General features: G+C 46.4%; 9 protein-coding genes. 2 read left to right on the top strand and 7 right to left on the bottom strand.

The window, feature by feature from the left end:
* Nucleotides 1-70 precede the first annotated feature (70 nt).
* Nucleotides 71-1,105, bottom strand: coding sequence for a hypothetical protein (locus ACSYSK_RS02825; protein WP_491715430.1), 1,035 nt, complete (start codon nucleotides 1,103-1,105; stop codon nucleotides 71-73).
* Between the two features lie 68 nt (nucleotides 1,106-1,173).
* Here ACSYSK_RS02825 and ACSYSK_RS02820 point away from each other — a divergent pair, with 68 nt between their 5' ends.
* Entirely contained in the window at nucleotides 1,174-2,103 is a 930-nt protein-coding gene (locus tag ACSYSK_RS02820) for a hypothetical protein (protein ID WP_491715429.1), read from the top strand.
* Here the strand turns inward: ACSYSK_RS02820 and ACSYSK_RS02815 are convergent.
* The 4 genes from ACSYSK_RS02815 to ACSYSK_RS02800 form a co-directional block, all read right to left on the bottom strand.
* Nucleotides 2,100-4,736 carry a transglycosylase domain-containing protein gene (locus tag ACSYSK_RS02815; RefSeq protein ID WP_491715428.1) on the bottom strand — a complete coding sequence of 879 codons (2,637 nt, stop codon included), beginning with the start codon at nucleotides 4,734-4,736 and terminating at the stop codon, nucleotides 2,100-2,102. The two genes, ACSYSK_RS02820 and ACSYSK_RS02815, sit on opposite strands and share 4 nt — an antisense overlap.
* 201 nt (nucleotides 4,737-4,937) lie before the next feature.
* Nucleotides 4,938-5,882, bottom strand: a complete 945-nt coding sequence (locus ACSYSK_RS02810) for a 2-dehydropantoate 2-reductase (RefSeq protein WP_491715427.1) — start codon at nucleotides 5,880-5,882, stop codon at nucleotides 4,938-4,940.
* 87 nt (nucleotides 5,883-5,969) lie between these two features.
* A complete protein-coding gene (locus tag ACSYSK_RS02805; RefSeq protein ID WP_491715426.1) occupies nucleotides 5,970-6,308 on the bottom strand; it encodes an ArsR/SmtB family transcription factor in 339 nt (112 codons plus the stop codon).
* Nucleotides 6,309-6,323: 15 nt separating this feature from the next.
* Nucleotides 6,324-6,908, bottom strand: a complete 585-nt coding sequence (locus tag ACSYSK_RS02800) for a cadmium resistance transporter (RefSeq protein WP_491715425.1) — start codon at nucleotides 6,906-6,908, stop codon at nucleotides 6,324-6,326.
* A 170-nt stretch (nucleotides 6,909-7,078) separates the two neighbouring features.
* Between ACSYSK_RS02800 and dltC the strand changes: the two genes are divergently transcribed.
* Nucleotides 7,079-7,315: a D-alanine--poly(phosphoribitol) ligase subunit DltC gene (gene dltC, locus ACSYSK_RS02795; protein WP_491715424.1), complete on the top strand. Its 237-nt coding sequence runs from the start codon at nucleotides 7,079-7,081 to the stop codon at nucleotides 7,313-7,315.
* A gap of 366 nt (nucleotides 7,316-7,681) precedes the next feature.
* Here the strand turns inward: dltC and ACSYSK_RS02790 are convergent, their stop codons facing one another.
* Nucleotides 7,682-11,419, bottom strand: coding sequence for a PHP domain-containing protein (locus tag ACSYSK_RS02790; RefSeq protein ID WP_491715423.1), 3,738 nt, complete (start codon nucleotides 11,417-11,419; stop codon nucleotides 7,682-7,684).
* A gap of 189 nt (nucleotides 11,420-11,608) precedes the next feature.
* Entirely contained in the window at nucleotides 11,609-14,329 is a 2,721-nt protein-coding gene (locus ACSYSK_RS02785; RefSeq protein WP_491715422.1) for an MMPL family transporter, read from the bottom strand.
* Nucleotides 14,330-14,418: the final 89 nt, after the last annotated feature.

Here is a 14,418-nt window from a genome sequence, read left to right as displayed (position 1 = left end):
CCTTATTCCCCCTTTAGTTTTAATTTTAACTATATTATACACAATATAATATAAAAAGCAACACTTTTATCTACTTAGCTACTCGTAATTGAGTAAATTCCTGACTCTGCCGGTCAAACGTCAAAGTAAAGCGTGTGACTTTCTTGTTAGTCGCCTGAGCCAAACCGTACTTGACCTCATACGGGTAATCTTGCAGTTCAATACTCGTAACTTCTAACGTTTTAAAATCACCGCCGCTAGATTGCAATAATTGATACAAAGCCCGGCTAGAAGGCTTATCCAACTTTAGATTCTTCGCTAGGGCCTGCAGCGGTTTTTTCAGCCGACCATAATCAGTATCAAGCGTTTTTTCGTAAATGTCCGCGTTCAATAAACCATTTTTAACGGTGTTGAGTTGCGTTGGCAGCTGCTCAAATCCGGTCTGCTCCCCGTTTCCCTGGGGTAAAATTCCCCGCGGTGTCGTGTTACTAGTATAATGTTTTAGTAACTTAGATTGCCTTAACGCGGCAAAATCGACTCGCACCACGTAAATCTGGTACTTAGTAGTATCGTCGACCTCGTTAAAAGCCACTTTGGCGTATGAACCGTGCGTATCTTTGCCGACTGCTAGCGGAGTTACTCCCACAAAATAACGATGCTTGCCCGTAGTCGCTTCTAGTTTTTTTTGCAAGTGCGGCGCAAATATCCCGGGGATCGTTTTTCCCTGACTATCTTTGACCGCAGTGTTCCACTGTTTAGTTTTAGCTAGAACTTTATTATGCAGGTCCGTTAAGTCGGGCGTCTTATTTAAAGACAACTTGGCAAATTTTTTCGTTTGTGTTACCTCTTTGTGACTCAACACCCAGTTAAAGGGGATCGTTTTAGTGATCAGGTAATCTTGCAGCGCCGTTGCTATCACGTTACGCGCTAAAAATACCACCACTATGAGCGCTAACAATCCCCAGAGGTAAGGATGCTTACCTTTATTTTTGGGCGCCGTCGTTTTTTTAGTGGACTGCTTTGGGCGCGGCAGATGTGGCTTTTTCGGCAAGTGATGCGCGGATTTATGGTGCAGTTCTTTTCTGGAAGGTAACTCACTTACCAGTAATTTTTTTTCCTGAGTCACAATTTTCACCTCATATGGCAGTAAATTTGGTATGATAATTACAAAACCAAGGAAGGACAAATTTATTAATGTCACAACACAGTCATTTTAAGAATTCTACTTTAGCTTTTATTTTACCGTTATTGATCCTGATTTTAGCTGGCGGCATTTTTTTATTTTGGCACCAAAATAACTCCACGACCACCCAAGTCAAGCGCTTTTCTCATCAGCTCAACTCCTTATACGTCAACCACGACGAACACAAAGGAGCGCTAAAAACTGACTTACAAAAAAGCGACCTGACGCAGCTGGAAGAACAGTACCAACGCCTCGACGTTAAAGTGCGCTCACACCTCAAAAAACGATTTGAACGTACCCAAAAACAAGGACAAAAACAACTGCACTTAAAACACGTCGTTAACCAGCTGCCCGACCCGCACCATCACGGATTTTACCGCGACGGATTGACTAGCGCGCAACTGCAACAATACTCCCGTGACATCAAAGACATCAAAAACCAGCACGTTTTTGCCACGTTAAGCGAGCGGCTAGACGACATCCTTTCAGATGTCACGGCAACTACCAAAGCCGTCAACTACATCAATAACCTAGCAAGCCTGGTCAAAGAACAACAACCAGTCAGCCGCCAAAAAGCCGCAACGGCACATTCTTATTTGGACTTGATCAAAAACTACCGTGCGCTCAAAAAAGCGCAAAAACAGGTGCGTGTGATCAAAAAATACGCCAATGCTAACGCCAAAACAACGGCCAAAAACCAGCAGCAACAGCAAAAAGATGACCTAGACAAGATTGCTTCACAACCCATCAATAACTCCGATTACACTAAAGGAAAAGTGATCATTCAAGACCAACGGAGTTCCCAAACTACCTCAACTAACAGTAGCAACGCAGACAGTATCACTACCAACAGTTCGAGTTCCGCTGATGATAGCAGCAGTGAGGCTAGTCATTCTAGCAGTGAAGTCACCAGTCAAAGTTCCAGCACACAAGATGATTAATCCGTCAGCCTGATCGTCGGGTCCCCCACATTAACGCCGTAAGAACGCAACTGATTTAATAGGTTGACCAGGGTGTTTCGTTGTTGTTCTTTGTCGGGACTATTATTTTGATAAGCCGCCGTCGTTACCGCCAGTTGTTGGTTATACTGCTGGATAGCGGCGGCAATTTTTTGCTTTCGTTGGTCTTGCCACCGCTGTTTAGCCTCCTGCTTTTGCTTTTGCCAAGCATCTTTTTTGCGTTCCTTAGCCTGTGCCAGCAGCGTCGCATTTTGCTCGCTTAAATCGTCTTTTAGATTTTGTAACGTCAGTTCGTTACGTTCCTTAGCGTTACTACGTTTAACTTGCACGTTGATACTTTCCATTTTTACCAGTTCTTTTTGGTAATCACCATACTGCGCCGCAGAAGTCAGCGGGCCCCGTTCGCGGTAGGCCGCCAGTAAGACGTTAAATTTGTGTTCCCGCTTTTTTTCTTGCGACCAGCTCAGGCGTGATACTAAACGGTAATCAAGATTTTTGATCCGTTTTTCGTTCCAGTTTTTAGCGCTTTGCTCCTTTTTTTGCCCCATAAACGTCAGCTGATCTCCCAGATTTTCCTTGGCCGGGCGAGACGTTTGCCAAAGATTGCCACCGTTGACACCCCGCACCGTCGTTGGCCGCACAAAATCGTCCCCACTCGCTCCGTTAGCTTGCAGATCCGTATTGATCTGGCGAAAGACCTTTTGCGGTAACGACTGTTCGGTAGTGTTTAACGTCCGGGGCTGATCGGCACCGACCCAGACCGCAGTGGTATAACTATTGGTCACACCCACAAAATACGCGTCCTTATTTTGGTCGGTCGAACCCGTTTTCCCCGCGGTATACGGGTAATTAGGCAGCTGGGCTTGCCGGCCCGTTCCCTTAGTCACCACGCCTTTCATTGTATCTAGCATCTCATAGCTAGCCGCCGCCGAAAAGATCTTGGTGCGCTGCGCGGGATTACGATACAAAATATTATTATTTCTATTATCCTGGATCGTGGCTATGTTAGTCGGTGCGATAAACGCCCCACCACGCGTAAAGGTCGAAAAACCGCTCGCCATTTGCGTCGTCGTTACCCCGGTGGTAAAGCCGCCGATACTGATGATTGGGTTATTATCCTGGGGTTGTAAGCCATCAAATTGCATTTTAGCTAAATTATAGTAGTAACTGTCACTTTTATCGGCGAGTGCCAAACGATAGGCAACCGTATTTAACGACTGCTCGAGTCCCGTTCGCAAACTGACCGGTTTGTTGGAAACCCCACCGTACCAATTTTTGACCTGTGAACCAGCGACTACGGAATCCATCATCGTCGTTTGGGGCGTGGCACCATGCTGGTAAGCGGCCGCGTAAACAGCCAAAGGTTTAATTGCCGAACCTGGTTGCCGGTACGACTGAAACGCCCGGTTCAACGCGTCATCTTGACTGGAAAGCCCGCCGACGATCGCCGCTACGTTGCCCGTTTGATTATCGATCACCGTACTTGCTACTTGAGGCGTTTTTTTGCCATTTTCTTCGTGGACTGCACCACCCATTGCAGCATCGACTTGGGCTTGAACCCGGTCTTGAAGTTCCATATTGATCGTAGTTTGGATCGTATACCCGCCGGCTAGCAGATTGGTGCGCTCACGTTCGTAACTCTTAGTGTAACGCTGCCGGTAAGCGCTGCGAGCCTGCTCGTCTTTAAAATGATACTGAAACGCAAAACCATGAACTTGCATCAACGCCCTGGTCGCACAATCGACCGCATAGCTGAGCGCATAATTTTTAGAAACATCGTTATCCAGTAAAATATTTTGCGGTTTTAACCCCAATTTCGTGCGCTGCAAGTGGCGCAACTGTTTTTTTGACTTGATCATTTTGGCCTGATACATCCGGTATAAAACGGTGTTACGACGCGCATGAGCCTTTTTAGGGTGCGTTTGGGGATTGTACAAACTCGGATTGTTAATGATCCCCACCAAGGTAGCCGTTTGTTGCAAGTTTAACTGACTTTGGTCGCAGGAAAAATAATTTTGGGCAGCCATCTCCAGTCCCTTAGCGCCGTTACCAAAATCAACGTCGTTTAAGTAAAATTCCAGTATTTGTTTTTTACTAAATTTTTTTTCTAATTCCTGGGCGATCACCATTTCTTTGACCTTGCGCTTCATTTGTTGCGACTGGTCTTTTAAGATCACGTTTTTGACTAGTTGCTGGGTCAGCGTACTGCCTCCCTGTAAGTCGTGGTGTCTAATGTACATATAGCCCCCACGTAGCATCCCGTACAAGTCTACTCCGTGATGTTGGTAAAATCGTTTGTCTTCCGTTGCCACCAGGGCTTTTTTGACCAGTGGATTGATTTTTTGGTTAGGAACGTAGGTGCTTTTAGTCTTCGTTAAAGTTTTTAGTGTTTTACCGGAACTGTCGATGATTTTAGTCGGCCCTAGTGACTTAAACTGGCTGACTTTGACCTGGTCGGCAGCTAAGTAACCCGATTTGATCGTCGCTTTTAGCCCGGGGAGCGCGTGTATTACCACCAGTAAAACGACCAACAAAAAAATCAGCACAGCTAATAGCGTGTAGCGTAGATAATGGCGCTTGCGTGGTACCTGCTTATTTTTTGCAGTTTCTTGCATTTAACTTCCTCATTCACAATGGATTTAATTTACCATAAAACTTCACCTCTTTAAGGTAGCAGTTTTCTGTCAATTTGGCTAGTGTTAGCTTAAAATTTTTCCAGATCAAGATGAGAGCGATCAGACTATGATTTACCAAGACACAAAAAGGACCGCGGCAAATTTTACCTCGATCCTTTTAATTTTCCTTTTTCTACGTTCCTAGTCCATCTTAGCTCCCACTAGTTGTTCCTTACTGTGGATCAATTGCGTCAGCAAGCGACATTCGGGTGTTGGGATCCCGTATTTTTGTCCCTTACGCCAGACCGCACCGTTGATAAAATCGATTTCGGTCATCCGGTGATGCTTGACCAAGTCTTGATACATGGACGGATAATGATCGGCAATATCGCCGTAGAACGTCTCGTCGATGTGATGGAAGACTTCTTCTTCATCCAAATCAGTGCCCTCATGCCGAGCTACCGCCGCAAATTCAGCGATAATATCCTTTAAATAAGTCTGCGCTTCCTTGGTCGTACCTAATTCCTTCATGTTACACTCAAACAGCGAACATAATGAATTCAACGTACCGTTAACGCACGCCTTGCGCCAGATCGAATAACGCGCACTGGTACTGTACTGTGAAGTTAATCCCGCTTTGGTAAAGACATCGACTACTTCGTGCGCGAAATCCTCCCCCTTAGCGCCTAGGTTTTGGATCTCGACGTTGCCGCTGCCAAATAACTGAGCGTGGCCGGGTTTATCGTAACCGGCAGTAAACATCGTGACGCCGATCAACAGCCGGTCACGGGGTACGTATTTTTCTAAGATCTCTTCGTGACCCATGCCGTTCATTAAACACAGCATATAAGTATTAGGTGTTAAGATCGAATCTAACTGATCGAAGTATTCTTCTAGTTGATAAGACTTAGTAAAGACGATCACTAGGTCCGCTGCTTCTTTGATCTGCGCAGCTTCACTCGGATAATAGATTGGTAATTTCTTACTGATCTCCTTGCCATCCAAAGTAGCGCTGATCCCGTTTTTGCGAATAGCTTCTACGTTAGGCTTCCAGCCATCGATCAGGGTCACATCATTTCCAGCTTCAGACAAGGCGTAACTGAAACGCGTCCCCATACCGCCAACACCAACCATCGTTATTTTCATCTGCTTACTTCCTTTCGTTATTTAGTAATCCCATCATAACACCTAAGTTAAAATATTGTAACCATTTTTTAATCTAATTAATATTTTTCATTCACCGTGCCGCTTTCCACGCACCACGTGATCGGCATGTGCTAGCATCTCATTGATCACGTCTAAAATATGAGGATCATCCAAACGATACTGGTTATACTTACCGATCCGGTGTGCCGAAACCAGCTGATGTTCGCGCAGTAACGCGAGGTTATGTGAGACTAACGGCTGATCGAGTTGTAACAGTACGCCTAGTTCGGTGACCGTTAACGCCCGTTGTTCCAGCGCATACAACATTTGAACGCGCGTCGGGTTGTTCAACAATTTTACGATCCGTCCTAACTCGGCCAACTGCTTGGGAGCTATTAATTCGATTTTTTGGTGTTCATCACTCATTTAACAGATTTCTCCTTAACTTAATAGGTGCCACAAATGGCTGATCAGGCCGCTGTCCCAAAAAACATACAAGCCGATCAGTACGTAGCAGATCTTCATTAGCTTTTCCCCGTATCTTTCCATTATTTGTGCCACCATGTCAAGCTGAGCGACTAATTTAATCATTATGACCACCAATCCGGTCAAAGCGCCAATAAAAACTAACGTACCGCCAAATTGCAGCACACTTTGCCCCACTAATACTGGTAAAAATAACGACAAATTGCACCCCGAACACACTGCTAGGTAGGTAATAAAAACACTCAGCATCCCCGATTTGTGTTCTTTAATATCTTCATCGTCATCGTCGTCGTGAAATGCTAAATAAAGCGGCAGCAGTCCCAAAATTCCCAGCGTCCATTCCGGCAAGACCAAACTCAAAGCGCGCCCAACAACGTAACTGACCACCAACAAAAATAAATTACCACTCAGATAGCCAACTATTACTTGGACTACAGAATACTTACGTAATAAAAATAATAGCATGAAAAAGAAATCTAAATTAACACTCAAAAAAGTCAGTAACAATACACCATAATGCAACTCCAACACGTCTTTCATATATATTTATTTTCATATGAATTTTAAAACATATTAAGTGACATGTCTATCGTCTATTAAAAATACCAAGCGTTGCTGATTTATTAAATATGGGTTAATTTTAGGCAAAACCCTCCCACAGAATTACACAAAAGACTATACTGTAATAAATACTTGATGGAGGTTTTCTCATGAAAGACACAGTATTAGATATCCTAGCAGATGTGACCGGCTCACCAGAAGTTAAACAAGACATGGACTTAAACCTCTTCGACAACGGCCTGCTGGATTCAATGGGGACCGTGCAGTTATTACTCGAATTACAAGAACAGTGCAACGTTGACGTCCCAATCTCTGAATTTGACCGTACGCAGTGGGCCACCCCGGCGCAAGTAGTCGGCCAAGTTGAAAAATTAAGCAAGCTATAAAACAAGCTGCGGAAGCTGGCGTTCAGTCGCTAAGGATTAACCTAGCAAGACAGCCAAGTTGAACTTGACTTGGTTGGATTGCGTAGTTAACCACCGGCGACTGCCAGCTGGAGCGCAATTAATCAAGCTGCGGAGCAGGGCGCTTAACAGGCGAGGACTAGCCTAGACCAACAATAAGTCGGTCTGAGACTTGTTGCTGGTCGTAGCTAGACACAGCCTGTTGCCTTGCGGAGCGCAATTAATCAATCTGTGGAAACAACACAATCATTACGAACGCAAAATAGGGACCACGACAAATCAATTTTTGCCTTGGTCCCTCTTTTATTTGTATCTCATAAATTACATAGTCTGATACGCGTGCCACAATTAACTCTTAGTATCAAGCACGTACGCATCCTTGCCATAACCAACAACTTTGAGCACCGCCGCGTGGTATTTACTGTTCGCAGCACTCGCGTAAAAGTTATCCGCGTTGCGATACCCCACTACTAACAGTTGTGTGCCCCGTTGCAGCCATGAAGGACTTTCCTTTGTCCTTTGGTCATACTTGCGGTAATTATAACGACCCAAACGAACGTTGACCACTCCGCTAGCCGTCAGCAAAAACACCATGTTCTTGCGTGGATCCTTATCGATCACCGCTCCGGCTAACACACTTCTTTGGTACTGCGGCCTTTGAGTGCGCGTCCAGCCGATCGGTTGCGGTTGGGCGGGCAACTGCGTAAAATCTATCACCCCGTACAACTCGGGGATCGTCGTGTAGGCTAGCTCCGGTTTATGCACGTAAAATGCCAGTGAATCCATTTCCCACGAAGCCGGATTACCGGTACAATTTTCCTGCCAAAATTCCTGGCGTCGCACCCGCGCTTCGCTTTCACGTGCCTGCGGGGTCTGCAACCATTTTTTGAGCGGTTTTATCTGTTTGTTATACCACTTATCAAATTGTTTGGTGTCGATTTGCAAAACATCGTCTGCTAACTTCCACCCGTCCGGAAATTCCTGTTCGTATTGCTGTTGGTACTGTGCGAAAAATTGCGCCTGCAACTGCTCGTTCATCGCCACTTTTTGGCGACCGGTGATCTGATTACGAAATTCTAACAACTGGACTTGTTCGTCGTATTGTTCCGGGATCTCGGCTTTTAACTTAGGCACCTGGGTAACGGTCAGGCGTTTTTTAGGAACAAACAGCAACTCTAAATAATCCGTCATCACCTTCACGCGATTTTGGTTAAAACAATCAAAACACCCCGCCTTGATCAAGGTCACAATTTTTTTAGGCGTTAACTTAGTCTTCGTTACAAAATCCACCAGCGAATCATACGGACGATGCGCGCTGATCTCTTGAACGTCGTCGCGGTTGATCCCAATCAAAGAATACAAGCCAAACAAAATTTGGTTGCTTTCTACCAGCGGTAAAAAGCCGTAATCAGAGTGGTTGATGTCCGGGTTGACCACGATCCCCGGCATTTCAGCTAACGCCCGGCTGACCTGCGCGTAATTCGGACTACCGAAGTTATCCCCGTAAATTCCGCTATTGACCGACAGACAAGCCGTTTTCCAGTAAATGGACCCAAAGCGATAACAAATATTCATCTCGACTAACAACACTAACGTATAGGCGATCCCGTGGGCCAAATTAAAACTATAGTAACGCGCAGGTTGGGCACAATTATCCCAAACGTACTGCAAAAACTGCGGGGAGGTTTGCTGTTGTTTTCCCTTGGCAAAAAAATGTTCCTTTTCTTGGTGGTAAAGTTGCTGGTCTTTTTTAGCGATCGACTTGCGCAACTGATTAGCTTCCAGCAGCGAAAAGTTCGTGATTTTGGGATCCATTACCAATTCCATCAGCGTTTCTTGTGAATAACAGACACCGTAAAATTTATCCAGATGATGGTGCAATAACTCAATTTCTGCCGCGGTCAATCCCGCTTCTTGCATCTCTTTTGTCCACTGCGTCAGGTCCGCACGGTAACGCAGGTACTTGTCAATCGGCTGTTCGCCTTGCGCAACAGTCAGTCTCATCAGCGCGTTGGCCGCTACCAACTGATCAAAAGTCCGCGCGTTGATTTTAACTAAAGTCCGCCGCCCGGTCTGAGTGCTAAACTCAAAGGCGTTAACGACTTCGCCTTGCAACAATAGGTCGTACATCTCGGGCGCGTCAAATTCCAAGTTAGCAACTGCAAAATAGTGATCGTAAGTGGCTTTCAAACTACCCTGCCACTCGATTTTTTGCTCCTTTAATAATAAATTCAGCGCCTCGTGGATCCGGTCTAAGGCGTTTAAGCTCAAAATATCATATTTTAAGCCGCCCTGATAAGCGCTGTCGGCCGCGTCGTACTGCGTGATCTCTAACCCCGACTGGGTCATCATCAACGCGTTATGCTCGCTGTAAGGTTCGTTAGTCAGTAAAATACCGGAAGCGTGCTGTGAAACGCCGCGCACCCGCCCTTCCAGTTGCAATAAAGTTTCTTTTAGCCCGGGAAATTTAGCGACCGCCGCACTGAAATCTGCCGCTGGCTGGCGTTTTTTAGCCGAATTACCTAGTAACGCATCGCTCAACGGCCAAGGAACCATCCGCTCTTTGGGCAGCAAGTTGATCAAATTACGGGCGGCACGCAAATCAATCTCCAGGCCGCGACAGGCCGCTAGGATCGTCGATGCCGGAGCCTGGGTATTAAACGTTGCTAAGTTTAGCACGTGAGCGGCACCAAAGTGTTCTTTAAACGCGGCGATGATCTCCGTGCGTTTAGCTCCCTGGGTGTCGGTATCAACGTCGGGTAAGTCATGCGCCCGTTCCGCCGACAAAAAACGCCAGTAAGGCAGGCCGTGTTTTAACGGATCAACTTGGGTGATATCCAGTAAGTATGCGAGGTAAAAACATCCCACAGACCCCCGCCCGGGTCCTACTAACGATCCCGTTTGCCAAATCAGTTGTAACAGGTCTCTCATCGTCAAAAAATACTGCGACAGCGGCGCACCTAAAGCTTCACTGACTGCTTGGACCGCGCCTAATTCTTGGTCGATCCGATTTAAGTGCAGCTGATCAAACGGCTGCTTTTTGTCTTTTAACGCCTGCATTATTAAATACAAAAAATAGCGGTCGGCCGTTTGAGTAGAAGCGGCAAACTTGGCGATCTGGGGGTAATCGGAAGCAGAGATCTCATAGTCCGTTAGTTTGACCGGAGAAAACGCCGGGATCTTAGTCACCGGGATCTCTTGGGTGTGCTGCAAGCTAAAAGACTCGATTTGTCCTAACAGTTCCAGTGAATTAGCCATTGCTTGCTGCAAGACAGCCGGCTCAAAATATGGTGCCAACTCTTCTGAGGTAAACAAATGCGCGTACTGGTAAAAATCGCGCACGTTTCTTTGCTGGTTTTCCGATTTCAAAAAAAGTTCGTGGCTGCGCTGATCACGCGCATCTAAGTAGTGCGCATCGGTCGAAATCAAATAGCGACTGCCGCTTTGCTGGGCGAGCTGCACCAGCGCCTGGTTGACCGTGAGCTGTTGTTGACTGTTCGCGGGCATTAATTCAAAATACAAATCATCCTTGCCAAAAATGGATTGTAACCTAGCGATTAACTGCTGAGCAGCCTCCTGTTTTCCCGCCAAAATATCCTGTGATAACTCCGAACCCAAACAAGCCGTCGAAGCAACAACATCACCGCGATAAGCCGGCATTTCGGTTTCCAGCCAATCCCAGTAAGTCGGCAGCCTTCTCATCCCGCGAAAAAAGAAACTATCCCGCCACGCCTGACTACTCAAGCGCCGCAAAAACTGGTAGCCGTGCGCGTTTTTAGCAGTCAATAAAAAGTGATAGAATTTGACCGGCTGTTTTGCTTGGCGCGCCTGCGTGATCGTTTGGCGCTCCACCAGATAAATCTCCACACCGTAAGTGACGCGGAAATTTCCCAGTTCTTTTTGGTGTTGCTTGACGTATTTTTCCGCCTTAACGTGCGCGCTTAAAGTTTGGTGGTCACTGATGGAAATGCCCGCTAATCCCTTAGCGTGAGCCGTTTGAATCAGCGCGGCGACATCGTTGAGTGCGTCTAAGAAACGGCCGTTAGAGCCGATTGCCGTGTGATTATGAATGCCAAAGTATGTCATATCGTTCCTTCTTTCTTTTATTTATTCTACTCTCTCAAGGAGAAGTTGCGAAAAAAAGCGCTTAGCAGTCGAGCACAATCAGTCTATCACTTACAAAAAAAGGGTCTAAGACAAAACTTATCATTTTGCCCTAGATCCTTCTTAATCGCGCTCACTAAGCCAATGGACTAAGCAGCTTACTTCGCAATTTTATTTTTCTCTTTTACTCTTCATATCATCTAGCGGATACGTCAGCCGGATCAAACTACTGTTCATGATGGGGATCAAGAACACCAAGATCACCAAACCGCCGATCACGCCGATCGCTACTTGCGTCAACGTCATCACCCCAGCCGGTATCAGTGCTGCAAACGTGCCGCCTAAAATGATTGCCGCCGAGATCACTACCGTACCGATCACACCGGCTGCCTTGATGATCCTTCTACTTGGAACCGCAGAAGTTGCGCCGAATTCCCGGTATTTCATCATCAAAAAGATACTGTAATCGACTCCCAACGAAAGGAGCATGACAAAAGTAAAGAACGGTGTGTTCCAACTGAGTAGTTTTTCTCCCAAAACCATTCCTGAAAATAGCCGTGCGATCCCGATTCCGCCCAGATAAGCCAGTAATAGTGAAACAATAATGTACAACGGCTGTAAGATCGATCTGGTGACAAACATCAATGCCAAAGTAATCCCACATAACATGATCACCGCACTACGCAAGAAGTCCTGTTGCGACGTTTGTGCGGTATCGTCCGTTATCGCAGTCTCTCCTCCAACCGCTACTTGTGCCTTCCTCAAAGAAGTACCCCGGATATTATTTTTGACCTGTGTCTGTAATTCACGCACTTCGTTGAGCGCTTTTTTGCTGGTAGGATCATCCTTTAATACGACCGTAAACTGGGTCATCTTCTTATCACCCGACAAGTACGTCTTGACTGCCTCTTGGTACGTCGAACTATTTAAAACAACCGGCGGTACGAAATACGTGTTGCCCGCAGCCGAATTTTGCAGGGACTTCAGGTAATCGTTAGCACTAGTCAAGCCCCCGTTAACTTGGTCCAAACCTGCCGTTGCGGCTTGGGTCAACTGTTGTTGTTGCTGTTTTAACTGGTTGCCCACACCTAGTGCATCGTTACCGATTGCCTGTGTGTTAGCCGCAATCGTTTGTAAACTTTGCGTTAATTGCTGCGTAGTTTGGGTGAGTTGCCCTTGGGTTTGAGTTTGAAGCTGCGTCAAAAGTGCTGCTAAAACCTGCAGCTGCTGGGGTGACAACGGCTGTTGGATCTGCGCTAATTGTTGCTGCAGTCCGGCTAAAACGGTCTGCCCGTCCAGTTGCATTCCACCTTGTGAACTTGCTTGTTGTAGTTGTTTTAATTGCGTACCAATCGCCTGCGCGCGGCTTCCGATATCCTGCAACTGGCTCGCGTTAAAACTCGAGCTGGTCGTTTTATCCTTCATCTGAGCTAACCCTGCTTTAGCTTGGTCCGTTTGTGAAGTCAAAGTTTTCAACTGGTCAGCCACGTAAAGCTGTTGGATCTTAGTGCCTGCTGGGCGCGTGACCGAAGCGACGGTTTTGATCCTGTGGCGTTCGGCTAACTGACCGGTCAGTTGGTCTAAAGTCTTCAAGTCCTTTTCGTTATCCAAGGGATGGTCGGCTTTCACATAAATCGTCGTCGGCTCGGCGGTCCCCTTGCTAAAGTGATCTTGAACTACGTGTAGTCCCTTTTTAGCGGAATAATTGGCCGGCAATTCGACCGATGAATCGTAATTCAATGTTCCGTCATACGCGAAGAAAACGGGCACGGCAATTACCACGATCAACGCAATGGCGCCGTAAGGATAGCGGACCGAATTACGAGAAAGAAAACTCCACATCCGGTTGTTGCGCGTCTTGATCTTCTGGTGCGTCGGCCAGAACACTTTTTGCCCCAAAGTCGCCATAAAAAACGGATTCAACGTCAACAAAACGGCCAGTAAAATGGCGACCCCTAAGCCGACCCCCGCCGCGGACCGGTAAATCGAAAACTTCGCGAAAAACAGCGTCAACAGTCCGATCAAAACCGAACTGCCACTGTACAGGATCGTTTTACCGGAAAGTTTGACCGCGTGGCGCGTCGCTTCGAATTTATCCATGCCCTGAGCCAGGTCGGTCTTAAACTGATTAAATAGTAGAATATTATAGTCGGTACCGACACCAAACAACACGACGACCATGAAGACCTGAGTAAAATTAGAGATCGTCAGGCCGAAGTGTTTGGCCAGGTTCATCACCAAAGAAAGTGCTAGTAAAAACGAAACTCCCACGGTAAATAGAGAAATAAACGGTACAACCGGAGAACGAAAAACCAGGATCAAGACCAGTAAAATAAAGATAATGGCGATCACTTCGGTCTTTTGGATCCCGCGTTCCGTCGCTAAAATAAAGTCATCGGTCAAAATATCGCCGCCGGTCACGTAAGTCTTAACGCCCGTCGTTTTAACGGCTTTTTCGATTTGCTGGCGCGTTTGTCTGATCGGATTTTTCTTGCTGACGTCCAGTTGCACCAACTGCGTCGAGCCGTCTTTAGAGATCAGTTGCTTTTGCGTGGCAGCATTATCGTTAGGCGCCGTCACGTTTTTTATTTCATACTTAGCTTGGTGCTTTTTTAACTGATTGATCGTTTGTTGGACACGCTTGTCCTGGGCACCACTCAGTTGATGATCGTCGTTATTAAAAACGACCACTACCTGGCGCGTATTACTGATATTGTGGCCCCAATGCTTTTGCATCGTCGCAGCCACCTGACTTTTGGCACTAGCCGGGATCTTAGTTTGCCCTTTTTGCGCTACCAACTGTGACATGTTAGGCAGTAAAACCAGCGCAACAACGGTCAATAACAGCCAAATGAGCAACGGCAAAACATGGTACTGCTTTATTTTTTGCAAAACTGTTCTCCTTATCTCTACTCCAAACTATCCCTATTAAAAAACTTCAAGCCAACAACACTTGGAGTTTGATTTTAATTATTATTGGT

It is taken from the genome of Ligilactobacillus sp. ESL1201 (genome assembly GCF_058503265.1).
Note: the sequence above shows the minus strand (reverse complement) of the source record. Positions and strands in the feature narration are given on the sequence as shown.